A 24,894-nucleotide genomic window follows, 5' to 3' on the forward strand; every position below is an offset into this window, starting at 1 on the left:
TCCTTTTAAAATGCTCTTTACGACATATGCAGTAAAAGACATATCCCAGAGATGTGGAAAATTATCCAATCTCCTGAGTTCGAAGATTGGTTCATTCACCAAGATTTGGAATTACAGGAAGATGTTTTCGCAATCGTAAGGGTATTAGAGAAAAAGGGCCCATCCTTGGGGAGGCCGTATGTGGATACTCTCAAAGGAAGCAAGATCCCGAATTTAAAAGAATTGAGAATCCAAAGTAAAGGAAGACCGATTCGGATCTTATTTGCATTTGATACTGAAAGAAAAGCGGTACTATTGACGGCAGGAAATAAACAAGGCGATAAACGGTTTTACGCTAAGTTGATTTTCCAAGCTGAAAGAATTTACGAAGATTATTTAGGAAATATCCAATGAGATCTAAAAGGCAATATTCTGATTTTTTTACCAATGCTCAGAAAACAATGAATTTGGCGAGTGTTCGAAAAGCGGAAAAAAAAGCAGAAAACATTCTCTTGAATCTGAAACTAGCCGATCTCCGGAAAAAGATCGGTTTAAAACAAGCGGAAGTTCCTGGATTCAGCCAAACAAGTATTTCCAGAATAGAAACAAGGGAAGATCTAAAATTATCCACTCTGATCGGTTATATAAATGCATTAGGTATGGATATAGAGATCCGGGCAATTTCCAAATCTGGAAAAAGAAAAAAGGAAAAAGACCGGAATATTCTAATCCTCAAATCATAAATCTCCGCCTACTTCCTCCAAGGATATTCCATCTGCAATGCTACAAAAGCCGCAGTGTTAGTTCCATATTTGGATTCAATTTCAGTCAGATTCCTATCATAAGCAGTCACTGCCGCCATTCCATTCAGATTTTCTAAAATAGAATCTAAATTAGCGGCTTCTGCTTCCTTCTTATCTACATATAATAATAAACCACTTTTGGTTCGGATTTGATTTTGGTTTGAAACGGAAAATACTTCCGACTTATAAGTTCTGGAAAAAGAATCCGCTTGAAGAGCCAAAACAACCTCGTCCGTTCCTGTAAAAACTCGAACACCTAAATTTTCATAATCCCAAAAGCCCAGATAGTTTCTGGCGGCAATATACATATCTTTTCCGCTCAGATAAAAATCGGAACTTTTATGACTAGGTTTCCAATCTTTGGCTCCTAAGCCGGCTGCAATATCTAACGCTTTTTCTTTTCCAGAAATTGCTTCTATTAGGGCTAAGGAAACCGGAATGGAAGCGGTGATTCCTGTCGTAGTAATGATCTTTCGATCTACAACGTACCTTCTATCCTTGATCCACGTGGTTCCAGGAAATTCTTTCTCTAAATTAGAAAAAGAAAACCAATGACCCGTTGCCTTATGATCTTTCAAAACTCCTGCATTGGCTAGTACCCAAACTCCGTCGCAAACTCCTATAATCGTGGAACCTTTTACAGATTGTTTTTGAACGAAAGAAAGAAGACTAGGATCATCAGAATAATGGACCGCTGGTACGATCACATAATCCGCTCCTTCCGGATATTCCGAATCGAAAAGATCAAAAGACTTCTCAGCTTCTATCTTTAATGCGGGAAACATTTGGACAGGACCGGTTTTCGGAAAAACTGCAATTACCTTTGCGATTTTAGCAGAGGTTAAAACTCCATAAGGGATCATAAAGTCTGTTAGCTCAGTCATTCTGTTTTCTCCGATCACAACAATAACCGGCTGTTTTCTGCCGAATCTGGACTGATAGATTGGAATTTTAGAATCGTCTTCTTGGATCTGTGTTTTCGAGGTTTCGGAAGATATTCCGTATTCCACAAATCCGAGTAAGAACAATAGAGCCAAACTTCCGGAGAAGAATTTCATAAAACGATTTGGTTGGAGGCTACGATGTTTCATACTTTCAGGATACGATCTTTTCCGAAAGTGGTCGTCCTTCCGTATCCGGAAGGACTAAAAAAAGAAAAATTCTGAAAAAATCTGGACATCTAATTCTGATAGGACTCTTTCATTTTATGGATACGTTTCTGGCATTTGGAGCAGGACTTTCATTCTTATTGGCCATTTCAGAATTTATTCGAAAGGCTAAGGACGGGAAAATCCAAAGCAGAGATCTCGGATCCAAAACCGAACCCACTTTTAACCAACCCATCGGATTCTTCTTCTTATCTCTTTCTATAGTCCAATTCCATTTATACCTGGAATTATCCAATCAGCTAAAGGAATATCTTTGGTTTGCGGAGATCCATATCCCTTTCCTATTTTTTACAGGGCCTTTGGCCTATTTCTATTTTATAAGATTAGGGGGGCTTACTGCAAAAGCGCTTAATCTGCTGCATTTTTTCCCCGGCTTTGTTTCGTTTCTTTTCCTCTTACCATTCCTTCTATCCGATCCGAATTCCAAAATAGAATACATAAGCGTATTTCCTCCCAGAAATATTTATTTCCAATTTCTGTTTGGCGTCTTGGTTTTAGGGACCATTTCCAATTTAGTGTATCCTCTTCTATTGATCGGAAAGATCCGAAAATGGAAAACCTTTGTCCAAAAAGAAGAAGGTAGGGCTTTCTCTCCATTTCTTGCACTCTTCTATACAAGTATATTTGTGATCTTTTTATTCGTGATCGCTCAGATCTTCTTTATGCCTTTATTCATTGTTGCGGCCTCTGCTTTGACATTGATTATATGTTTTGTTTTCTTAAGTAATTCGGTCTCTCCCGATCTGATCGTTTCTTTCGAAAAGGCGGCAAAGGAAGCCGGATACAACGAAACCAGGCTTCAAGGTTTGGATGTGGATGCAGTCATTCAAAAGATGGAAGAATTGATGCGCGACAGAAAACTTTATCTGGACGAAGAGCTTACACTTCCTATTCTTTCGGATGAATTAAAGATTAAAACTCACCAATTGTCAGAGATATTGAATGATAAGATGAGAATCGGCTTTAGAGAATATATTGCAGGATTTCGCTTGGAGGAGGCCTCTAAGATATTAAGAGAAGAGACCCAAAGATCGATACTTTCCATAATATACGCGGCAGGATTCAAATCCAAATCCGCGTTTCATAAATTATTCCAGGAGAAATACGGATGTTCTCCCGGTGAATATCGTTCTTCTTTTTCTAAAAAACCTTAAACCAAGTCTTACCATTCTCCGGTATTCGTCATACTTTTCCAAGGTTCGGAGATCTCTAAGGCCTTTCCTCTTTGTAATAATTCAATAGAGATCAGATCTGGAGATCTGATGAAAGCCATTCTACCATCTCTAGGCGGGCGATTGATAGTCACTCCTTTTGCTTGAAGATTCGCACAGGTTTCATAAATATTATCTACTTCAAACGCAAGATGACCGAAATTCCTACCGCTTGTATAAGCAGAATCTTGATCCCAATTGTAAGTTAGTTCTATTTCTGGAGAATTTTCATCTAACTCTGATAAGAATACAAGAGTGTATCTGCCTTCAGGATGATCATGTCTTCTTGTTTCTTTTAATCCTAGCTTATTGCAGAAAAAATCCAATGCTAGATCCAGATCTTTTACTCGGATCATAGCGTGTAAATATTTCATTTTATAGTCCCTTGGAGTTATCTTCTCTGAAAAAGAAGATATGTTCCTTCTTTTATGTGAGGTAATCTGCGGATTTTCCTTATGACAAGCTCAAAGCAAGGGTGAAAAATTGAACAATTTAGAAAAATCCGTCATATTGGATTTTTCCGATTTACCCCCAAAAACACCAATTTTACCCCTATTTTTGCCCACCCAGAGGGCAAAATGCTTAACATGTGTGCTCAAAAAATAAGCATTTTTCGAATTTCTAATAAAGAATCGGCTTGAAAAAAATACCTTTCAGGTCGATACTTGTACTATATTCGAGCAGCGGTATGAGAAATCATCCGATTCCGCTTCTTTTTTATTCAATGTGAATGGATAGAAGCTAGTTGAAATAAGGTGCTTAGAAAATTAGACAATTCTAATAAACGTAAATGTGATAAATGGTTCTTCGAGTTCGTTTAACAAAAATTTTTAATTTTTTCTTTGTTTAAAATTTTTTTTGTTCCATTCGCATATGCAGATAGGTCATATGGATATAAAGCGAAAACAAGAACAGAAAATATAAAAATAAATTTTGAGGTTTCAATTTTATGAAAATCAACAAACTCACTTCTCTTCTTTTGGTAGTAGGCTTCTTAGCAGGATCTTCTCTTTTCGCAGTTTCTCAAGATACTGAAGATCGTCTTTTAGAGCAAGCTTTGGTATCCGCTGCGGTTACTAAAGAGCAAAAAGTTGCAGTTGCTACTTACTTGAAAGCACTCGCTCAACAAAAAACTGAGAGAGCAGAAGAGTTAAGAGCATTGGCTAAACGTTCTACTGGAGGAAAATTCCTCGCTAGCAACGCTCAGTCTGAAAAATTCTTGAAACAAGCAAAAGCTCTTGAAGCAGAAGCTGCAAAAACTCAAGAATTTCTAAACAATCTTTAATTAGTAGTCACAAATCCTAAAAATCCATCGACTGCAAGGCGCCGTAAGGCGCCTTTTTTTATTTAGAAGCTTTCTTCTCTTTAGGAAAACAACTCATGCTAAATCCTTCGATCATATAACAAATCGCATCTTTAGTCTCGCATCGTAAGGCGTCGTTGTAAGTTGTGCTTTGAATCTCTAAGTCCATACGTTCACAAACCATTTTTTCTTTGGTAGAGGTTTGGGTGCTTGTGTCTTGGCCGAGTAAGCCCAGAGTAAATAGGAAACAAGTTATGAATAATAGCGATTTTTTCATTATACTCTCCGGAGAATTCTCTGATTTTATGACCCTTTCAGGTTTCCTTCGGACAGTCAATCGATTTGGGAATAGCCAAAGTCGCGAAAAAGGATTGTGAGACAGTTTATAACTTCTAATTTGCCCTGATGAGTTTTTTGGGCGGAAAGTCTTATTCTAAATGGGCAAAACTAATATTTTGTCTTTTGTTCCTTCTTCCTCTCTTATATCCGTTTTTATTAAAGCCGGGCGAACAGTTATACTCTGATCATCTGGGCAAATTTATATTAGGAGAATCTGTAAGAAGAAACGGATTTCTTTCGGGCGATTTGATGCTTCCATCTAGAAGTTTGGACCAGGAAGGAAATTATTGTCCCACCGAATGTATTCGTATCGGCGAAGAGTTGATCAGTCCATTTCCAGTTGCATTAGGTTATGTATATGCGCTATTTCTTCCTTGGAGCGGGATTGTCGGCGTATATGTTGCGACATCGATTTTAATACTTCTTTCTTTTCTATTTCTGTCACTTTTATGGGACTGGGATCCGATCTATTTGGGAGTTTTAGTCTTAACTTCTCCATTTTTGATCAATGGTTATTTTTTTCCGGACGTTGGGATCGCTTCGTTTTTATTTTTAGCGGGAAGTTTTCTATTTTTAAGATCTGATCCTTCTTCTTCCTGGTTGCGGTTTATAAGTTCAGGTTTTATCTGCGCTTCTTCTGCTTGGTTTAGGATTGAAAGTATTGTATTTCCGTTATCCTTTATTTTTTTCTTAAACATATATAAGTTTTCTAATGTAGAAGAAAGAAGGAAAAGTTTCGGTTATTCAATAGGTTTCTTATTAGGGATAGGGCTTTTACTCTGGATTCAATATATTCTATACGGACATCCTTTGGGTCCAAGGTTTTCCTTTAATCAGCCTACAATGTTCTTATATCCTTGGAAAAAATGGGAAATTTATATGGGGTTATTGATCGCAAATCCTAATCGGATCGGATTTTTCGGTTATACTCCCGGCTTCTTGATTGTTCTGTTCTTCTTCGTATATTATATTTTCTTTAAGAAAAATCCATTTAAAAGGGATTCTACATTGGAGATCTCTAATAGAGATCTGTTTGTCATTTCTGGTATTGCTGCATTTATAGCCTTAGTAATATCTGCACCAAATGACGGGATCATAGATTTCGGTTCTAGGTATCTGCATTTGAGTTTGCCTGCTTTTGCAGGAATGTTTTTGATCTTAATCGAAAGTGTTGGTGAAAAGTTTCGTAAGATATCAAAAATCATATTATTTACGATCCTCTTTTATTCAGTATATATCAGTTTTTCTTATACCCAGATCTTAGCAAAATATGGAAGAAAGACCACTAAACTGAATGCGATCTATTTGGAACAAAAACCCGATTTAGTCGTGGTCCAGATCAGGACTTACTCTCAGATTTTAGGTAAATATTTCTTCCAAACACCTTCCGTTTGGCTGATGAGAGAAGGTAATATCAAAAAATTCTTCTCCAAAAATGCACCTGGGCAATTCCGAAAGATTTTATTCGTTCAAACGAAAGCTTCTATCATAGAAAGTTTAAATGATTCAGATCCTTTTTTGAAAAATAAATATTATCAGAGTATCACCCAAACCTTAGGTCCCGATTTCAAAAAAGTTTGGTCGGAAAATAAAGAAGATGTTCTGATTTTTTCTATGGAAAGAGAGAAATAGAATGTAACTTAACCAAGGGCGCTGAGGACTTTTCGCACAGAATACTCGGAGCTCTGCACAGGATGTGCAGGCAACCGAGTGTAGCTTTGTTCCAATCTTACTCGTTCAAAAAGTAGAAGAAAAAGAATCCTGCTGCTTGTGCTCTTGGAATTCCAACTGCACTCCCGATCAAGGAACCATTTTTTCGCACGTCGCCATTGCTATCAATTCGTCCGATCAGACTTCCGTTCTTGCGTACATCTCCGCTGGAATCAATCGAACCCACTAGTGAACCGTTCATTCGAATGTCTCCGTTAGAGTCGATTCTGCCGATCAGGCTTCCGTTTTTCCGAACATCCCCGTTGGATTCAAATCTTCCCACAAGAGACCCGTTCAGCCTTACATCTCCACTGGAGTCGATACTGCCAATAAGAGAGCCGTTCTTTCTCAGATCACCTGCCTGCAAGGAGCCCAAACCGGCGCTCACAAAGAGGACCACAGCTACGAGTTTCAAAATTGGTTTCATTCATTTATCTCCGTTTTATATTCATAAGAAACAAGTATGGAAATAATTTTTGCGGGGTATTTTTTGAAAATGGATTGTTCCTTCCTCTTCTCCTGATCTCAGAGATCCAAGTCACACCTCTACTTTCGATTCATTGAATAAAATGTATTGTTCATTCCGTTTGCTGTAACTGAGTTGACTTTTGCGAGTAGAAGGTCCGAAGATCGATCGAGTTATAACGTTATTCGCTATTCCATATCCTCGTCGGACTCTAATTCCAGCTCACAAACCTTGGAATAGTATTTGGATTGTATTTCTTTTCTTTCTTTTATAATTCCAGAGATTGGAATATAAAAACTGGATTTAAGTCCGTACAATCTTCCATAAACTCCATCTCCTTTTTTATAAGAAACTCTGGAATCGATACGAAATCGTAAGATTCTTTTTCCGATCATCTGGGCAGCGGCCAGGAACACTTGGTCCGAATCGAATAACTCCAGATAAAATTTAGGAAGAAGTCTAAATGTATTTTTTAAAAAAGACGTTTGGGTCATATAAAACCTATTCTATAGGAAGGGCTGGACAAACAGGTATCATCCGTCTTAAAATCCTGTGTTTTGGATTACGATTTAGTAAAAATAAGGGTCTGAAAAATTCCTTCTCAAATGATACGTATTTCTGATTGCCTCTAAATTTCCCGAAAGAAAGAATGTCCGGCATGAATCCAAGTACGAAAAAACTCCAAACCAAATTAGCGGTGATTCATCTTTTGCAGGAAAACAAAAGAATGAGCCTGGAGGATCTTTCTAAATATTCCGGTATCGATGATATAAAAGATCTCAAAAAGGAACTCGGAAAATTATATATGGTGGGTTCTTATCCTTATACTCCAGACCAATTTGTGGAATTGGACTATGATGGAGAGACGATCGGTATTCGTATGCCTTTGAGTCTCGAGCAAGGTTTGGTATTAAGTGTAAAAGAATGGGCCACAATCCGGAAATTATTTTTGGAAGAAGACGAAAAAGAAGCGGGTCCTTCCAGAAAAAAAATTCTGAAATCTATATTAGATAAAATTCATACAATTCTTCCTTCTGCAGGGATTCCTAGTGAAAATGAATTAAAGAAAAATATCGAGGATTCTATTTCCGAAGGTAAATCTTTACAGATCAAATATCGTGCGCAGGGAGAATCGGAGCCCGGATCTAGGAAAGTGGATCCTTGGGCTCTTCTAAGTTTTAGAGAAGAATATCTGATCGGCTATTGTCATTCTAGGAAAGCCCCCAGGACGTTTAGATTGGATTCTATTCTTCAATTGAACAGAACTCAAGAGAATGTAGCAGAGATTCCGGATGCAGAAAGAAAGAATGCAATCTCTAAATTAAAAGAATTTGTCCAAGGAGGAGAAGGTGATCCGAATTTTGCAGAGATCTATCATACTGCAGAAGTGTATTTTAATCTACATTCTCGCTTACATTTGGAAAGAACTACTGGCAAAAAGCAGATCGGAGATACCATATATTATCTTTCTAAAGCAAGGATTCGGAACCAGGATTGGTTTTTGTCTGTTCTGAAAGGTTTTGGTCCGAATGTAATTCTTCATAGTCCACCTGCGTTAAAGGAAAGGATGACTGCATATTGGGAGACCATTTCTTCCGGTTCCGTCTATTAGGAATCGATTGACTCCTCGCTATTTAGAGTTGATTCAGGATATACCTTGCTTTCTCCCGCAAAGATCAACTTAGGGTTAGAGATCCCATATAAAAGGCCTGATGGATTTCATGAGATCCGAAGTGTATTCTTACGCATAAATTGGGGAGACGATATTCAGATAGAACCGATCTCTCCCGGATCTTTCGAGTTGGTTTCTAATAATCAGATCATTTTAGAAAAGAGACGTTTGTACGACGAAGTCTCTGAGAAAGGAGACTTAAGTAAAAATATCCTTTTCAAAACCTTCTCCAAGATCCGCGCACATTACAGGGAACTTCCGGGTGTCAGGATCCATCTTACAAAAAAAATTCCTCCTGCTGCAGGGCTTGGAGGTGGATCCACAAACGCTGCCTCACTTTTCTCTTTCTATTTCGGATTGAGTCCTGAGTTTCATTCGGATCATATTTTCAAACTGGCGGCCGAGATCGGAGCAGACGTTCCATTCTTCTTAGCCGAAAATCATTGTTTGGTGTCCGGAAAAGGTGAGATCTTGAAAGACATAGAAGTGCATCCTGGACAGGGAATTTTGGCTTTAACTCCTCAAGTGCTCTCGACCGCCGAAATGTACGCAGGTCTCAAAAAGCCTTTACAAGCCGACCCTCCCTCGAAAAGATGGATTTCTCTAGGCAATGACGTCGAGTTTTCTTTAAAAGAAGGGAATTGGGCGGCTTTGAGAGAAAAGCTCGTAAACGACTTCGAGCCTCTTGCCTTCCAAAAGTTTCCCCAACTGGGGAAATTAAAGGAAAGTTTTTTGGCGAATGGAGCTAGTTACTCCTCCTTAACCGGATCCGGATCTTGTGTCTATGGTTTGGTGCAGGGATTGGAAATACGGGAAGAGCTGTTCGCCAAAATGCAAACGGAATTTCCCGACCTTACGTTTGTAAGCTTTAATTATTAAAGAACGAAACTGGGCCGTCGCCAAGTGGTAAGGCAGCGGTTTTTGGTACCGCCATTTCATAGGTTCGAATCCTATCGGCCCAGCCACTGTTTGATTTCACCGGATTACTGAATGGACGCCAAAAAGGAAGCAGTCGCCGTAGTATTAGCTGCGGGAAAGGGAACCCGCATGAAGACGGAGCTCCCAAAGGTGGCTGTTCCTTTAAATGGAAAGCCCCTTTTAAACCATGTTATCGATCACCTCAAAGAGGCTGGGATCCATGACATAGTCATAGTTGTAGGTTATAAAAAAGAAGAAGTCCAAGCACTTTGTGCAGGAATTCCCGGCATTCGTTTTGCCGAACAAAAAGAACAATTAGGCACGGCTCATGCAGTATTAAGTGCCGAAGAATTTGTTAAATCCCATAAAGGTCCTATCCTTGTAGCTTGCGGTGATGTTCCTATGATCACTGGGGAAACATTCGGTTCTCTCGTTTCCACTCATGTCCAAAATGAATTCTCCGCTACACTTCTTTCGGCAAAGGTAGATATTCCTACCGGTTACGGAAGGATCGTTCGTAATTCTTCCGGAGAAGTCACCGCAATCGTTGAAGAAAAAGACGCGGATGCGGAACAGAAAAAAATAAACGAGATCAACACCGGAACTTATGTTTTCAGTTCCGAAATTCTTTTCGAATCTCTAAGAAAAATCGGAAACAGCAACGCTCAGGGAGAATATTATCTTCCTGATCTTGTTGAGTTGTATAAAAAAGAAGGAAAAAAGTTGGGCGCAGTGATTCTTAAAAACAGCGGAGAAAGCCAAGGTGTGAATTCTCCTGCAGACCTGGAAAACTTAGCGGCAGTTTTGAACGGAGCAGTTGCAAAATGAGCAGCACTAATATCGCAGTTTTTTCGGGATCTTCTAATCGTACGATCGCAAATGAAATTTGCCAAGAGCTTGGAATAGAGCCGGGCAAAATTAATCTTCGTAAATTTTCCGACGGAGAAATCGCAGTTAAGATAGAAGAGAACGTAAGAGGAAGAGACGTATTTTTAATCCAGTCCACTTCTGCTCCCGCAAACGATAATCTGATGGAATTACTTTTGATAATGGACGCGTTAAGACGTGCTTCTGCAAAAAGTATTTCGGTCGTTGTTCCTTATTATGGTTACGGACGCCAAGATAGAAAAGCGGAACCAAGAGTTCCGATTTCCGCAAGAGTAGTTGCGGATCTGATCGAGACCTTAGGACCGACCAGAGTTATCGTTATGGACCTTCATGCGGACCAGATCCAAGGTTTCTTTAAGGTGCCTGTGGATAATTTACATTTCAGTCCTGTACTTGTAGAATACATTTTAAGCAAGAAATTCGAAGATCTAGTCATCGTTTCTCCCGACTCCGGCGGTGCGGAAAGAGCAAGATCTTTCGGTAAAAAGGTAAACGCAACCTTAGCGATCATAGACAAAAGAAGACCTAAGGCGAACGTTTCAGAAGTGATGAATGTAATCGGAGAGATAGAAGGTAAGAATTGTATCCTTCTGGATGATATGATCGACACTGCGGGCACAATCTGTAAAGCTGCCGACGCTCTCTTAAAAAATGGAGCCAAGTCAGTATATTGTGCGGCTACTCACGGAGTTCTTTCCGGAGAAGCTATTGATCGTTTGAATGCTACACCTTTTACTGAGGTTGTATTGTCCAATACGATTGAAATTCCAGAATCCAAGAGAATTGCTAAGTTAAAAACTCTTTCCGTAGCTCCGTTATTCGCAGCTGCGATCCAGAGAATATCGACCAATCAATCGGTCAGCGATCTATTTATATAAGAAACAAGGGTAAAAACCATGAGCCACAAATTAGTTGTTACAAAAAGGACTGAAACCGGCAAGAACGTGAATAATCGTCTTCGTGCCGCTGGACAAGTCCCTATTAACATTATCGGAGGCGGAAATGCCGCATCCGGTTCCGTAAACGAGAAAGAACTTGAAAAACTAGTTCATTCCGGGATCCGTCAATCCACTCTGATCGAGTTGGAAGTAGAGGGACAAGGAGTCCAAAAGGTTTTCGTAAAAGAAGTACAACGTTTCCCTGAGATCGACAGGATTCGCCACGTAGACTTCTACAAAGTAGAGCCTGGTAAAAAAATCGTTACTAAGATCGGAATTCGCACCGAAGGAACTGCAAAAGGTTCTAAGATGGGTGGCCAATTCGACCATTTGATCCACGAGATCCGTGTAAAAACTGTTCCTGAGGATCTGGTTGAGACTCTAGTTCTAGACGTAACCGATCTAGATGTAGGCGATTTTATCAAAGTTAGTAACCTAAAAGTTCCTGCAAGTTGGGAAATTTTGGTTAACGGAGATCCGATCGTAGCAGCAGTTCTAAAAACCAAAGCTTTACTTGCTCAAGAAAGAGCAGAAGCTAAGGAAGCTGCTGGAGCAAAACCTGCAGGTAAAAAAGGGAAATAATTTCCCCGTCCCGAGATCTAAAAATTTGGAGTACGTTATTGTATGAAGCTAATCGTCGGATTGGGTAATCCCGGAGATAAATACAATAATAACCGAGCGAATATCGGCTTCAAAATTTTGGACGTGATCGCGAATAATATCAACGTCGAGATCAAGACTAAAAAGAAAAAGTCTTTGATCGGGCGAGGTGATTTCGAAGGAGAAGAGGTTGTATTATTAAAACCTCAGACCTTCAGCGATCTATCGGGAGAATCCGTTTTGTACATAGCTTCCTTCCTGAAAATTCAGGTGCAGGATATCCTAGTAATCCACGAAGATTGGACCTTACCCTTGGGTAAAATTGTCGTGGATAAGGGAGCTAACGGAAACGAGAACCCTGGGATCAAATCAGTGATCCAATCCTTACGTTCTCCGAATTTTATTCGCATCCGAATTGGGATAGGCAACGAAGAGTTCGATGCCGACAGTTCTAATCTGGACGGATTTTTAAAGGAAGATTTCCAACCTTTGGAAAACTTAAGTCTGATCCAGATAATCAACGACGCGGAAGCCGCAATTCGTTCCATTAGTTTGGGCGATATCGAAGACGTGATCGAAAAATACAGATTGTAAGATCTGGTTTTTCTGAAAAAAATCCGTAACTGGTCCGAATAAATTTCTTTTATCTAATTTTCCTCTCGGTTCCGTCGAGATCTAAAAATCCTTTACTTTTCCGGAAAAAAAGGGACTCTGATTAATGGGGAACCTTTTGTAAGAAATTGGTTTCCAAAGAGTATATACCGGTTTACGATTCCGGCAGGTTCAATGCCTGTTTCCTTTAGTCTAATCTACGGGAAGAATGTGGCTCCGAAGAGATGGCGGAGCTTGGGAGTTACACATGAATAACAATAATAAAGGTCTTAGATTACTTATACTTTTCATTTTAGTAATCCTAGGATTAGCACTTCTTGTACCGCAGATCCAGACTGCTCTGGGCAAACCTAGAATATTACCGTTTTCTCAATTTATGAATATGGTAGAACCGGACGCTTCTTCCAAACCGAAGGGCAAGCTGGTTAAGACTACGGACTCTAACTTCCCTGGCTGTGATAAGCTGGTGTTAGAAGGAGATATGATTAAAGGATGTTACGAACCGTTTGAAGAAGGTTCCGCAAAAACTCCTGTTCGTTTCGAGACAAGGATCGCTCCTATCGACAAAGAATTCCTTTCTTCTTTAAGAAAAACGAATATCGATCTGGAAGTAGTTCCTTCTGAGAACGGACACGGATTCGGAATGTTAAGTTCATTCCTTCTCATCGCGGTGATCGGTATTTTCGTATTTTACTTTTTCATTATGCGCCAAGTCCAGTCTACCGGTAATAAGGCTTTTTCTTTCGGAAAATCCAAAGCTAAGATGACTGTGGATCCTAAGGTTAAGGTAAGTTTCGCAGACGTTGCAGGTTGCGAAGAAGCCAAAACCGAATTGGTCGAAATTATAGAATTTTTAAAAGACCCTAAAAAGTTCCAAGCTATGGGTGCAAGAATCCCAACCGGAGTTCTTTTGGTGGGTCCTCCCGGAACAGGTAAAACTCTTCTCGCAAGAGCAGTTGCAGGAGAAGCTGGAGTACCATTCTTCAGTATTTCCGGTTCCGACTTCGTTGAAATGTTCGTAGGTGTGGGAGCTTCTCGTGTTCGAGATCTATTCGAACAAGGTAAGAAAAATTCTCCATGTATCATCTTTATAGATGAGATCGATGCAGTGGGAAGATTGAGAGGAGCCGGATGGGGCGGTGGTCATGACGAAAGAGAACAGACCCTAAACCAAATGCTCGTTGAGATGGACGGATTCGAGAAGAACGAAGGTGTGATCGTAATGGCAGCTACCAACCGCGCTGACGTTTTAGATCCTGCGTTACTCAGACCGGGACGTTTTGATAGACAAGTCATCGTGGATCTTCCGGATCTGAACGGTAGAGAACAGATCCTAAAAGTTCACTCCAGAAAAGTTCCTTTAACCAGTGATATCTCTTTGAATTCTATCGCAAGAGGAACCCCTGGATTTACAGGTGCAGATCTTTCTAACCTGATCAATGAGGCAGCTCTACTTGCAGCACGTAAGAATAAAAAACGTGTAACCCAAGAAGAATTAGAAGAAGCTCGTGACAAAGTGATGATGGGCCCTGAGCGCAGATCCTTCTTCATTTCCGAAAAGGAAAAAGAGGTGATTGCATATCACGAAGCAGGTCACGCAATCTTAGGAACACTTCTGGCTTATACGGAACCTGTTCACAAGGTGACCATTATTCCAAGGGGAAGGGCATTAGGTCTTACACAATCTCTTCCTACAGAAGACAAACATATTCATACAAAAGCATACTGGTTGGATCAGATCGTAGTTTGTATGGGCGGGTTCATCGCAGAAGAATACAAATTCAAAATGACTTCTACCGGTTCCAGCAACGATATCCAACAAGCTACCAATATCGCAAGAAGAATGGTCTGTGATTGGGGAATGTCGGAAAAACTGGGCACAATCAATTATGGCAGCGGCCACGAAAGTCCTTTCTTAGGAAGGGACATGGGCCAAAGTAATAAGGCTTATAGCGAAGAATTTGCAGCCATGATCGACAAGGAAATCCGCAATATAGTGCAGACCTGCCTCGACAAAGGCCGGGAACTAGTTCGTAAAAACTCCACCAAGTTCGAAAATCTTGCAAAAGCGCTTCTTGCAAAAGAAACAGTGGCTCACGATGAGTTGATGGCAATTGTTCATCCTGCTCACGAAGAAACTAAAAAGAAAACGGAACGTTCTAACAAAAAGGAGAAGGCGGGAGAAATTCCGAGCAAACCCGCATATTCTACCGGCATTGAATGAAATATTGGCTTTTTAAAACCGAGCCCGACGTTTTTTCCATTGATACTTTGGCTTCTTCTCCCGGCAAAACAGCGCCTTGGGAGGGAGTCAGAGGTTATGGAGCGAGAAATTACCTAAGGGATGAGATCAAAAAAAAGGATCTCATCCTATTCTACCATAGTAGTTGTAAACCTCCTCATGTGGCAGGACTTGCGGAAGTAGTCAAAGAGGGATATCCGGATCATTTTGCTTTCGATAAGAAACATAAGTATTATGATCCAAAAAGTGATCCACAAAAACCGACCTGGTTCATGGTAGATGTGAAATTTAAGGAAAAATTTTCTCGCCCAATTTCGCTAGAAGAATTAAGATCCCACGGGCAACTAAAAGGAATGGTCCTTTTGCAGCCAGGTGGTAGACTTTCGATCCAACCGGTTAGCGAAGAACATTTTCATTATATTTGTAAATTGGCCGGGGCAAAAAGTCTCCTCGGTTAGGGAGATTTTTGGTGAATATTTTCCGGAAAATTCGGAATATCAGCTTCATTCTGCTGATCCTCATCCTGAGTATAGGTTCTCTATATTCTCAGGAAGATGTTCCCGTTTTTCCGATCTCCGGTTCTATGTCCGGAACTCCTATAAATAAATTTACTTCTATCAGAAAGATCCGTCCGGGAGAAGTTAAAACTCCTACCGACTTAGAAACAGGCGACTGGACGAAAGTTGAGAAGGACAGTCTTTCTTTCAGTTTTACCGACGATCAGTTTTTGATAAAGTTCAAGATCCAAGCTCCGCCTAAAGAAGGAACAATCTCCTGGTATTTGGTTCTGAATAACCCTGGGATGGAAAATCTCATTGTCTACAAAAGAGTATGGGGACCGGGGGGATGGGCTTGGTCCGAACTTTCCAGAGATCTGAGGATGTCGTATATCCAACCAGCATTCCTTATTGAAACTCCTCCCAACAAACAGGAAGAATTTTTAATTCATGCTTCTACCAGAAGATCCTTGGTCTTGAATTTTCAAGCCTGGGCCCCCAAGGAATTCGCCGCTCATATCCAAATGGAAAATTTGTTCTTAGGGATCTTCTTTGGGGCGATTGGGATCATGTTGGTGTATAACGGATTTCTTGCTTTTGTGGTGAAGGACTCCAGTTATTTCTTCTATGTTCTGTATCTATTGTTTTATGGACTTTGGCAGATGTCGGTAACGGGAGTGGGGGCACAATATCTGATCCCGGCTCCTGCTACTTCTTGGAACGATTATTTGACCGGTTTTGCGTTTTTGTCGGTAGCATTCTCGCTTTTATTTACGCGGTCCTTCTTACATATGGAAAGAGAGACAGGCTGGAAGAATTATGCTTTCTTAATATTGTCCGGGATTGCGGTCTTAGGGTTTATTGCCTCTTTATTTTCCAGCATTTATGGGCTTATGATCTGGGCCGTTTCCTGGTATCCTTTCCTTGCCGCAGTTTTAGTGATCTATTCTGCTGCGATCCGATTGAGAAGAGGATATCGTCCTGCACGTTATTTCCTCTTAGCTTGGTCCGTTCTGATCCTTTTCGTTTTAATCACTGCTCTTAGGAATTTGTCCATCATCCAAGATACGGAACTTACTCATTGGTCCGCACAATTCGGTTCCTTGGTGGAGATGACACTTCTTTCATTCGCCTTGGCGGATCGTATCAAAACATTGGAGAAGGATTCTCTACAGGCTAGACTTGAAAATTACGAAAGCCAATTGAAGTTAACCGAGATCGAGCAAGAGCTGAAGATCGCAAGGGAACTGCAAGAGTCCATTCTTCCGGATCGTTTACCTGAAGTAAAAAATCTCAAACTTTCCGTACGAAGTGAATTTGCAAGTTCGGTCGGAGGAGACTTCTACGATTTTCAACATTTGGAATCCGGCAAGTTGGGGATTTTTTTATCGGATGTTTCCGGTCATGGTGTTCCTGCAGCGATCATTTCTTCCATGGTGAAATTGGCCTTCTCCATTGAATCCAGAAAGAATGAAGATCCGGCAGAAGTTTTGAGAAGTATTAATAGATCCTTGAGCGGTAAGTACGGAAAACATTTTATCACCGCGGCATATCTTCTAATCGATCCTGCGAATGGAAAGGTGACTTATTCCAATGCAGGACATCCTCCTATTGTTGCAATAGACAAGGAATCAGGAGAAACCAAGGAGATATTTTTACCTGGTTGGATCATGGGAATGGATCCGAATCTGAAAAATTCCGTGATCGAATTTCAGATGAAACCTGGAGATCGTTTAATCATTTATACGGATGGGATCACAGAAGCAAGAAGTAAGAACGGCGAAATTTTCGGATTCCAAAGATATTATAAATTGTTAAGTGAACATATGCAATCCACGGGAGAAAAACTAGCCGAGGATTTGTTTGCTACTGTAAGAAGTTTTACGGGGAACAGAAAACATTTCGAAGATGATTTGACCTTTCTCGTCTTAGATTATTTGCCGATCCCCGATGAAAGTTTTAAAAAGGAAATTACTTCGAGTTTTTCAAAAAGCTAATTAGCTCGTTGGAAACTTGGATCGGACGTTTTCTGTAATTCTTCTTATATTCCTTTTTGTATTCTTTATGACAGTTTTTGCAGGAAGATTCCAGATCGCCTGAAGCAAGTGCTGTGTCGGCGATCTCTTTCCATTTTACTTTTTGATCGTCTAAAGCCCAGTTCGGAACTTCTTTTAAGATCCTTTCGAGCGCTGCCTTGTCTCCTTTTTTAGCCTTTTTGGAAGCCGGTTTGGTATAATCTTCCATAAAATCGTGTAACGTGGTTTCTGTGGTTCCGGATTGTGCATAGGAAGCGGAAACACCGAATAAGAATAATAAAACGATACAAATATTTTTAAGTTTACGGTTCATCTGAGAAAGTCCTCTTTTCCTCAATTTTTAAGCCTTTATAAGTTTAGGGAAGTTATTTCCATTTTTTAAGAAAGAATCCTAGTTTCTAAAAATCTATACCGTTTTGAAATTTTGGGAACCTATGAAAGAGAAGAAGTTCGGATCTTTTTAATCTAAGATACGATTCCATTCTTGGTCGTAATAACGTACAAGACTTTGGTTATCCAATCGGTTGGGTTCCGTGGGTACTCTGGACATATCTTGGGGAAATTCCGAAATGGATTTGAGTTCCGTTTCATTCAGGAATTTTAATCCTGCCGGGAGTTCTTTTCTATATCCTCCGAGTTTTCCCACACTTCCTAAAACAAATCCCCATTCTCCGAAAGAAGGAACATATACGTGCAATGCTCTGGTATTAAATCCTGATTCCTTAAGAGTGGCTTCTACGCACCAGAAAGACATTCTGGCAAATAGAGGAGAGGTGGACTGTATCTCCACGACTGAAAATTCGTTTAGTCTTCGTTTTAAACTTCTATAAAATGCTGTGCTGTACAATTTTCCAATGGAGAAGTTGCTTGGGTCGGGAAAATCTATCAGTACCACGTCGAATACCGAACTAGACTCTTCTAACCATAAAAAAGCATCCGCGTTTTGTACTGTTACTTTAGGATTTTTTAAACTGGATCCGTTTATCTCCGTGAGAATTGGTTGTTCTGAAAAGATACGTGTCATCTCGGGATCTAGATCCACCAATGTAATAGATTCTACACCTGGATGTTTTAAGATCTCTCTCACTGCGAGTCCGTCTCCTCCTCCTAAGACCAATACTCTTTTTGGGTTTGGGTGAGAGAGAAGGGCCGGATGTGCTAATGTTTCGTGGTATCTATATTCGTCTCTGGAACTGAATTGTAAATGCCCGTTCAAAAAAAGTCTGAGTTCACTTTTGTATCTAGTGACTATGATCTTTTGGAAATTAGTTTGTTTGGAATAAATGATCTCGTCCGAAAATAGATTTTCTTCACTGTAATAGGTGATCATTTCAGAGAATGCGAATCCTAATCCTAATAGGGTCAATACAAGAGCGGATTTTGCCCTTAGTAGGTTTTTATGTTTTTCGGATATAGGAAGAACAAACGTCCCCCATAAAGCAGTTCCTGCATTCAATAACCCGAAAAAGAAAGAAGTCCTCACCATTCCTAGTTTAGGAGCGAAGAATATTGGGAACGCCAAAGAAGCTAAAAGCGCCCCAGCGTAATCCAAACTGAGTACTTTAGAAACCATATCGCGAAATCCTAATTTGTTTTTTAGGATGCGGAGAAGGAGAGGAATTTCCATCCCTACCAGTGTTCCGACTGCGACAACGATAGTAAAGAGCGGGATCTGAAAAATTCTAGTTTGTCCAAAACTTAAGAACAAAATTGCCGCACTGAACCCGCCTAATAAACCTAAGGCGAGTTCCACATCCAAAAACTTAGGGATTAGATCTTCTATTAAGTATCTGGAAAGCCAGCTACCAATACCCATGGAGAATAGATAAACACCTATGACTAAAGAGAATTGAGTGACTGTTTCTCCGAGAAGATAACTGGCAACAGTGCCTGCTAATAGTTCGTAGACTAAACCGCAGGAAGAAAGGATTAAAACGGAGATTAATAGGGCTCTCTGCAGTTTATTTTCCCCCCGGGAAATTTCTGGTGAACCAAGCGTAGTGAGAACGGTAGATCCCTGGATTTTGTCTGACAGTTTTAGGAACCTGATTCACTTCTTCAAAATCGGTGGAGGCTCCACCTTTAGTGTATTCCGAAAAAAATCCAAGTCCTAATGAGGCTGCGAAGAAAGGATAAACAAGACCTTTTAAAAAATTCCACATAATAAATCCTTAAACTCTTTTGGATTCGAAAGAGTAACTTCTGAAAAAAGTATAGATCAAAGGAAGCCATAAAAAGATACCGAATAAGAAGAATGGAGCAGGGCTCATCACGTCTCTGATTACCTTTACATTATAATCGGAGCCCCAACCTACAGGGAAATCGGATTGGCTTTCCAATCTAAGATAATATCTTCCCGGAGGGATCTCAGCTAAAGATTTAGAATCCGATTTGGAACCTTCGGACCAAGATTCTCCGTCGTCAACCCCATGATAATAACTGGTTTCGATAGAAGTATCGTAAGCTGTATCCGTATCCTCATTGATCAGGACAGCGGAGAAGAATAGATACTTATTGTCTAATTCGGGAGCTTCGATCTGGATCTCCACATTCTCGCTTGCTTCTCCCTTTAGTTCGAATACGTCCGTTACGAAAGAATTATCCCTAAAATTAGCGCTGCCAATTTCCGAATTCGGCATGGAGGTTTGGACGTATTTGAATTTTCCCTGATAGACTATTTGATTTTTAGCCTTGATACATCCGTACACTTGGAACGCAAGAAATACGGCTGTGAGAGCGGATGCTACCCAGAGATTTCGTTTCAATCTGATCTTGAATGGATTCGGCTCACATACTCCGACTATTTCAGGTTTTCTTAATTTAGAAGCGGTATCCAGAGGGACAGAGGACTTCATTGTCTCGAAAGAGATAAAAGTCCCTTTGGACCAGAAAAGTTCATTATCCGTTCTTTCGGAAGAGATCATATAAGGTGGAGAGATAAAATCCTCAATCTGTGCCTTCTCTCCTGCCGAAACTTTCCAGTAAAATTCTCCCAAAGCAAAGTCCGTATTGGAATCAGCATTAGCGAACCATTTATAAGATCTTTTTTGGAAGACACGTTTTAGTCCTGGAGCCCATTTAGGAACGCCTGGAAGAGGTTCAAAATAGGTCCAGTTGTCTCCATTCTCATTCAACCAAGCGTATCCGCCTTTGTATCGTAGAAGATAATCAGTCCAGGTGTAAGTTTCGTCATCCACCTCAGTCGATTTTCGTAATACTCCAATTACCTTGGATTCAGGAAAATCAGGTAATTTAATCGGAGTTCCTAAAGGGAGAAGAACATTGTCTTTGGAAACCTGATCGAATTTGGCGATGATTTTCAGATCATCACTTTCAGTGTCCATTACGGAACCGCAATATTCGCAGGCTAAGGATTTTGAGAAGTCAGGGCTGAATTGATTGAGAGAGGCTCCACAACCTTTACATTCTATGGACTTTGCAGGAAGTTGTGTTTGGTTGTATGCGACTTCTTCTTGTCTAAGCCCGGTTAGATTCAATTCTTCTAATGGAGCAAAATTTCCGGAAAATAATAATGCAGGGGATTCCGAATAGTCCAAGGTCCCGAATAATCCGTCTTCGCTTGCTAAATCTAATAAGACGGCTTCATATCCGGTTTCGAATCCTATGGGAAGTTCACCTTCTCCACCTACACAAACCGCTTTCATGATCTCTTTTAGGGTCCAGTTCTCTCCTAAGTAAAAGCTGTCTCCAGGAGTGATCCTTTCTCTTCGCCCTGAGCCGATTACGATGGGGTCATCGTCCCCTTCTAAGGTTGGGATCTTGTCTGTAGGAATTCCAACATTTAGTTTTGTATAATAATAAGAACCTTGTGCTTCTCCCAGCCAGGCGGAACTACCATCTCCTTCCATGAGATGCCATTCGTTCCAGAAACCTAATTCGAATTTGAGTTGGATCCTTCCGATCACACGAAATGGTGTGCCCTTATAATTTCCCAGAGTTCCGAGTTGTATAATGGAATGATCGTCCGCGAGTTCACCCCCGGTGCCGATCTTTTCCAAATTCACATCTTTCTTAAGGGAGAGGGTTTTACAACTGGAGCAAACCGCGTAAACGGAAGCTTTATTGATGATAGGTACGGGGGCTCCGCAATTAGGACAACTTAGTTCCGACACAAAGAAAGGTGATAACTTCGGGAGGATACTCTGTCAATCCTGGTTTTACGGGGGTCGAAAGAAATTTCCTGAATTTTTAGGGAATAACGGAGCGTTTTGCCATTCTTCTTGCCCGATCGCTGGCGGGATCGATATCTCCCAAAGCTTTTTCCAATTCTTGGAGGCCTGGATTTTCCCAGGTCGCTTCGTACAGATTTGGAGAATTGAAAATATGAAAATGATTATCGAAATGGATCCGATTATAATAGTCCGCTTTACTGAACATCGCCCGGTTGATCTCGTTATAAATCTCTTCGAATTCCGTGGTTTGCAGATCCGGTTCAAAATCGGAAAGGAATTTTAAGGAAAGAAGAATGACGTATTCTCTGGATTGTTTTAATAATTTCAAAGCCTCGTACAAGTATTGGGTTTTAATCCCAGGCAAATAAGGTCTTGTATTATCTGCTATGATCTTTTTTTGATTGGAGGCTCCATATTCTCTGTAACCCATTTCCAAATGATGTCTTGCTTCTGCATCTTTTGTTCTGAGTGCATACTTGGATAAAAAATCTAATTCTCTTCTCACATTGGATGCGGAAGCTTCCACAGCCTTCGAATATAATATCACTAATAATCTTTGGGTTTGGCGCATCTCATCGTAAGAGTGTCCGAGATCGAATTGTAAATACAGAGTGAACGTCTCGATATGATGTTGTAGGCACCTACGGAATAATGCCTTATCTTCTTCTGTTCCATAATTCGAGATAGTGCTGTTGATTGCTTTTAGATGAAATTCGTTTTGTTTTAATCCTCTTTCTACTCGGACTAATGCAGTGGCTCTGTTGCTATCCAAGTCTGCCTTTGTTTGTCCAAAAGGAAGAATTAGAAATGCGAAAAGAAGAATGAAATATGTAAAATTTCTTTTCGATCCCATATAAGGATTTTCGGAAATAGGAGGGGTCCAAATTGAACCCCGTTACAAGATAAATTTTACTGAACGATTTTTTGTCTTATGTCCTTTTTTTAAGTCGGAGAGCATTTAAGACCACGGAAACGGAACTGAAAGCCATCATAGCACCTGCGATCCAAGGAGCCAAAAGTCCGGCCGCTGCGATCGGGATCCCGAGAGTATTATAGGCTAATGCCCAGAAAAAATTTTGTCGGATATTTCCGGTGGTGGCTTTTGCGATCAGGATTGCTTCTGCAATTTTTTCCAGATCTCCTTTGACTAAAACAACTCCTGCAGTCTCGATTGCGACTCCTGTTCCAGTACCCATTGCAAATCCTACATCCGCTTTTGCTAATGCAGGTGAATCGTTGATGCCGTCGCCAGTCATTCCTACGGTTTTGCCATCGGATTGTAGACCGGAAAGTATCTCCGCTTTATCTTTGGGAAGAAGGGAAGCATGTACATTCTTGATTCCTACTTTTGAGGAAATATTCTCAGCTACAGATGAATGATCTCCGGTTAGCAATAAGGTTTCGATCCCAAGAGAATCCAATTTTTCTAAGGCGGATTTTGCATTTTGACGAATTGTATCTTCTATTGCAAAAATGATCCATGTGGGAGTTCCAACAGCGGCGTCAATAGCGGAACCGATAGAATCCTCAGTAGAGCCGGTCGCGTCATTTATCACGCGGTCATCAGTAGAATTGACATTTTTTTCACTATCTGCTTTGGCCCAAACTACAGTTTTACCTTCTTTCTCCCAAGAATTAGAAATATCTAATAAATCTTTGGGAAAATTTTCCTTCTGGTCGAAAAATTCCAGTTTCCCAATCTTAATTTTGTTTTTGTTTACCTTTGCGGTGATCCCGAGTCCGGGAACAGTTTGCAAATTTTCAGGAGTAAGGATAGAAAGATCTTTTGATTTCACGAATGAAACGATCGCCTTTCCCAAAGGGTGAGAAGATGCAGACTCTGCAGATGCGGAAGAAGTAAGTAGATCCGACTCTTCTCCGACGAACTTATAGTCTGTCACCGAAGGATTTCCCTCGGTGATTGTCCCTGTTTTATCGAATGCGATCAGATCTAAGGAAGCGGTGGTTTCTAGAACTTCTGAATTTCTGAATAAGATCCCAAGGCTTGCGGCCTTTCCCGTTCCGACTAAAATTGAGATCGGAGTTGCAAGACCTAAAGCGCAAGGACAGGCAATTACTAGGATAGCAATTGATTTTTCCAAAGCAGGCCCTAGTTCTCCAACTTCTAAAAAGAAGAACCATAATAAAAAATTAAACAAAGAGATCAGGATCACTGCCGGAACGAATACTGCAGAAATTTTATCTGCGATTTTCTGTATCGGAGCCTTGGAACTTTGTGCTTCTTCGACGGTTTTGATAATGGATGCGAGTACAGTTTCAGAACCGACTGAGGTGGCTTGGACGATCAGATTTCCGTTTCCGTTGACTGTTCCTCCGAATACTTGACTGTTTTTCTTTTTGTCGAGGGGAAGGCTTTCGCCTGTTAACATGGATTCGTCCACGGAGCTAAAACCCTCTGTTACGACTCCGTCTACCGGAAATTTTTCTCCGGGTCTAACTTGTAGGATATCCCCTTTTTTTACGTATTCTGTTGGGATCTCTGACCAAAATTCTTCTTTTTTAATACGAGCTATTTCTGGTTTTAATTCTAGTAAGGTTTGGATTGCAGAAGAACTTTTTCCTTTAGCCTCTGCTTCCATCCATTTTCCTGCGAGTATAAAACAAAGTAGTACTGCGGATGTTTCGTAGTATAACGGAGGAAGAGAATGTAGATGTGTGCCTTCTTCCCATAAAGAAGAGAAGAATAGGTCCCCTTGCTGGATTCCTTGTAAGAGAGAAAGTATAAAGCTATAACCGAATGCAGCAGATGTTCCTAAGGAAACCAATACGTCCATGTTTGCGCTCCCATTCTTGATGGCTCTGAAAGCACTTTTATAGAATGGGAATCCGATCCAAAATTGGACTGGAAATGCTAATAGGAATTGTACCCAAGGATGCATAAGTGCTTTTGGATTCGGTAAGAATTCCAAAAACGAAAAATGGGAAACCATGGAATAAAATAGTGGGGACGCAAATAAAAGAGAGATAAAAAATCTGGATCTTAATTTTGATCTTTCTTTTCGATGTAGTTCTTCCGTTTCTTTATAATTGTTTTCAGAATGTTCTTTAGCAGAATAACCTAAGGATTCTACTTTAGAAAATAATTGCGAAGGTTCGATATAGTCCTTAAATCTTACGAATGCGGTCTCTCTTCCGAAATTGACCCGAGCCTCTTCCACTCCCTGGACCTTGTTCAAACCTGTTTCAATTCTTCTTGCACAGTTGGCACAGGTCATTCCGAAAAGATCTAAAGTGATCTCGGATGTTTTTCCTTCTGGGGAGAAGCTTGTGATATCTTCTCTAATTTCTGTGCTCATC

Annotated in this window: 25 protein-coding genes and 1 tRNA gene; 15 read left to right on the forward strand and 11 right to left on the reverse strand. The window is 40.4% G+C overall.

The annotated features are described in order from the left end of the window. The first annotated feature begins 51 nt into the window (after window positions 1–51). On the forward strand, window positions 52–393 hold the full coding sequence (locus CH365_RS04105; protein WP_100767331.1) for a type II toxin-antitoxin system RelE/ParE family toxin: 342 nt from the start codon (window positions 52–54) through the stop codon (window positions 391–393). Further along, on the forward strand, window positions 390–722 hold the full coding sequence (locus CH365_RS04110) for a helix-turn-helix domain-containing protein (protein WP_100767332.1): 333 nt from the start codon (window positions 390–392) through the stop codon (window positions 720–722). Before CH365_RS04105 ends, CH365_RS04110 begins: the two co-directional genes overlap by 4 nt. Window positions 723–730: 8 nt before the next feature. On the opposite strand, the gene CH365_RS04115 is transcribed toward CH365_RS04110, so the two are convergent. Beyond that, on the reverse strand, window positions 731–1,873 hold the full coding sequence (locus CH365_RS04115) for a DJ-1/PfpI family protein (protein ID WP_100767333.1): 1,143 nt from the start codon (window positions 1,871–1,873) through the stop codon (window positions 731–733). A gap of 116 nt (window positions 1,874–1,989) precedes the next feature. On the opposite strand from CH365_RS04115, the gene CH365_RS04120 reads away from it, so the two are divergent. Continuing rightward, entirely contained in the window at window positions 1,990–3,105 is a 1,116-nt protein-coding gene (locus CH365_RS04120) for an AraC family transcriptional regulator (protein WP_208861155.1), read from the forward strand. Between the two features lie 8 nt (window positions 3,106–3,113). Here the strand turns inward: CH365_RS04120 and CH365_RS04125 are convergent, their stop codons facing one another. Further along, complete coding sequence (locus CH365_RS04125) at window positions 3,114–3,536, reverse strand: VOC family protein (protein WP_100767335.1); 423 nt, start codon at window positions 3,534–3,536, stop codon at window positions 3,114–3,116. Between the two features lie 575 nt (window positions 3,537–4,111). Here CH365_RS04125 and CH365_RS04130 point away from each other — a divergent pair. Continuing rightward, entirely contained in the window at window positions 4,112–4,447 is a 336-nt protein-coding gene (locus CH365_RS04130) for an LIC10421/LIC12816 family protein (RefSeq protein ID WP_100767336.1), read from the forward strand. 58 nt (window positions 4,448–4,505) lie between these two features. On the opposite strand, the gene CH365_RS04135 is transcribed toward CH365_RS04130, so the two are convergent. Then, window positions 4,506–4,742 carry a hypothetical protein gene (locus tag CH365_RS04135; protein ID WP_100767337.1) on the reverse strand — a complete coding sequence of 79 codons (237 nt, stop codon included), beginning with the start codon at window positions 4,740–4,742 and terminating at the stop codon, window positions 4,506–4,508. A gap of 128 nt (window positions 4,743–4,870) precedes the next feature. On the opposite strand from CH365_RS04135, the gene CH365_RS04140 reads away from it, so the two are divergent. Further along, window positions 4,871–6,436, forward strand: a complete 1,566-nt coding sequence (locus CH365_RS04140) for an LA_3751/LA_3752 family putative glycosyltransferase (RefSeq protein ID WP_100767338.1) — start codon at window positions 4,871–4,873, stop codon at window positions 6,434–6,436. A 97-nt stretch (window positions 6,437–6,533) separates the two neighbouring features. On the opposite strand, the gene CH365_RS04145 is transcribed toward CH365_RS04140, so the two are convergent. Then, window positions 6,534–6,941, reverse strand: coding sequence for a 5-fold beta-flower protein (locus CH365_RS04145; RefSeq protein WP_100767339.1), 408 nt, complete (start codon window positions 6,939–6,941; stop codon window positions 6,534–6,536). A gap of 227 nt (window positions 6,942–7,168) precedes the next feature. Continuing rightward, complete coding sequence (locus CH365_RS04150; protein WP_100767340.1) at window positions 7,169–7,474, reverse strand: hypothetical protein; 306 nt, start codon at window positions 7,472–7,474, stop codon at window positions 7,169–7,171. Between the two features lie 164 nt (window positions 7,475–7,638). Here CH365_RS04150 and CH365_RS04155 point away from each other — a divergent pair, with 164 nt between their 5' ends. From CH365_RS04155 to CH365_RS04200, 10 genes are all read left to right on the forward strand, one after another. Continuing rightward, window positions 7,639–8,592, forward strand: a complete 954-nt coding sequence (locus CH365_RS04155; RefSeq protein WP_100767473.1) for a helix-turn-helix transcriptional regulator — start codon at window positions 7,639–7,641, stop codon at window positions 8,590–8,592. 45 nt (window positions 8,593–8,637) lie between these two features. Then, entirely contained in the window at window positions 8,638–9,531 is an 894-nt protein-coding gene (locus CH365_RS04160) for a 4-(cytidine 5'-diphospho)-2-C-methyl-D-erythritol kinase (RefSeq protein WP_100767341.1), read from the forward strand. Between the two features lie 10 nt (window positions 9,532–9,541). Beyond that, window positions 9,542–9,617, forward strand: a tRNA-Gln gene (locus tag CH365_RS04165). 25 nt (window positions 9,618–9,642) lie between these two features. Further along, a complete protein-coding gene (locus CH365_RS04170) occupies window positions 9,643–10,398 on the forward strand; it encodes a sugar phosphate nucleotidyltransferase (protein WP_100767342.1) in 756 nt (251 codons plus the stop codon). Further along, a complete protein-coding gene (locus CH365_RS04175) occupies window positions 10,395–11,336 on the forward strand; it encodes a ribose-phosphate diphosphokinase (protein ID WP_100767343.1) in 942 nt (313 codons plus the stop codon). Before CH365_RS04170 ends, CH365_RS04175 begins: the two co-directional genes overlap by 4 nt. A gap of 18 nt (window positions 11,337–11,354) precedes the next feature. Further along, on the forward strand, window positions 11,355–11,978 hold the full coding sequence (locus CH365_RS04180; RefSeq protein WP_100767344.1) for a 50S ribosomal protein L25/general stress protein Ctc: 624 nt from the start codon (window positions 11,355–11,357) through the stop codon (window positions 11,976–11,978). Between the two features lie 42 nt (window positions 11,979–12,020). Next, window positions 12,021–12,590: an aminoacyl-tRNA hydrolase gene (gene pth / locus CH365_RS04185; protein WP_100767345.1), complete on the forward strand. Its 570-nt coding sequence runs from the start codon at window positions 12,021–12,023 to the stop codon at window positions 12,588–12,590. Between the two features lie 265 nt (window positions 12,591–12,855). After that, window positions 12,856–14,832 (forward strand): ATP-dependent zinc metalloprotease FtsH, encoded by a 1,977-nt coding sequence (gene ftsH, locus CH365_RS04190; protein WP_100767346.1) that lies wholly within the window; start codon window positions 12,856–12,858, stop codon window positions 14,830–14,832. Further along, on the forward strand, window positions 14,829–15,308 hold the full coding sequence (locus CH365_RS04195) for an EVE domain-containing protein (RefSeq protein ID WP_100767347.1): 480 nt from the start codon (window positions 14,829–14,831) through the stop codon (window positions 15,306–15,308). The genes ftsH and CH365_RS04195 overlap by 4 nt, the downstream gene beginning before the upstream one ends. Window positions 15,309–15,319: 11 nt before the next feature. After that, the gene (locus CH365_RS04200) at window positions 15,320–17,344 is read left to right on the forward strand and encodes a PP2C family protein-serine/threonine phosphatase (RefSeq protein WP_100767474.1); all 2,025 of its coding nucleotides are present in this window, start codon (window positions 15,320–15,322) and stop codon (window positions 17,342–17,344) included. Here the strand turns inward: CH365_RS04200 and CH365_RS04205 are convergent. The 6 genes from CH365_RS04205 to CH365_RS04230 form a co-directional block, all read right to left on the reverse strand. Next, on the reverse strand, window positions 17,319–17,696 hold the full coding sequence (locus tag CH365_RS04205) for a hypothetical protein (protein WP_100767475.1): 378 nt from the start codon (window positions 17,694–17,696) through the stop codon (window positions 17,319–17,321). The two genes, CH365_RS04200 and CH365_RS04205, sit on opposite strands and share 26 nt — an antisense overlap. Before the next feature lie 147 nt (window positions 17,697–17,843). After that, complete coding sequence (locus CH365_RS04210) at window positions 17,844–19,343, reverse strand: polyamine aminopropyltransferase (protein ID WP_100767348.1); 1,500 nt, start codon at window positions 19,341–19,343, stop codon at window positions 17,844–17,846. Between the two features lies 1 nt (window position 19,344). Beyond that, window positions 19,345–19,545, reverse strand: a complete 201-nt coding sequence (locus CH365_RS04215) for a hypothetical protein (protein ID WP_100767349.1) — start codon at window positions 19,543–19,545, stop codon at window positions 19,345–19,347. 9 nt (window positions 19,546–19,554) lie between these two features. Further along, entirely contained in the window at window positions 19,555–21,516 is a 1,962-nt protein-coding gene (locus CH365_RS04220) for a DUF4178 domain-containing protein (RefSeq protein WP_100767350.1), read from the reverse strand. A gap of 76 nt (window positions 21,517–21,592) precedes the next feature. Further along, window positions 21,593–22,429: an adhesin OmpL37 family surface protein gene (locus CH365_RS04225; RefSeq protein ID WP_100767351.1), complete on the reverse strand. Its 837-nt coding sequence runs from the start codon at window positions 22,427–22,429 to the stop codon at window positions 21,593–21,595. Window positions 22,430–22,505: 76 nt separating this feature from the next. Further along, window positions 22,506–24,893: a heavy metal translocating P-type ATPase gene (locus tag CH365_RS04230; protein ID WP_100767352.1), complete on the reverse strand. Its 2,388-nt coding sequence runs from the start codon at window positions 24,891–24,893 to the stop codon at window positions 22,506–22,508. Between the last annotated feature and the right edge of the window lies 1 nt (window position 24,894).

The sequence above is a fragment of the Leptospira neocaledonica genome (assembly GCF_002812205.1).
In the GTDB taxonomy this organism is placed as follows: Bacteria; Spirochaetota; Leptospiria; order Leptospirales; family Leptospiraceae; genus Leptospira_B; species Leptospira_B neocaledonica.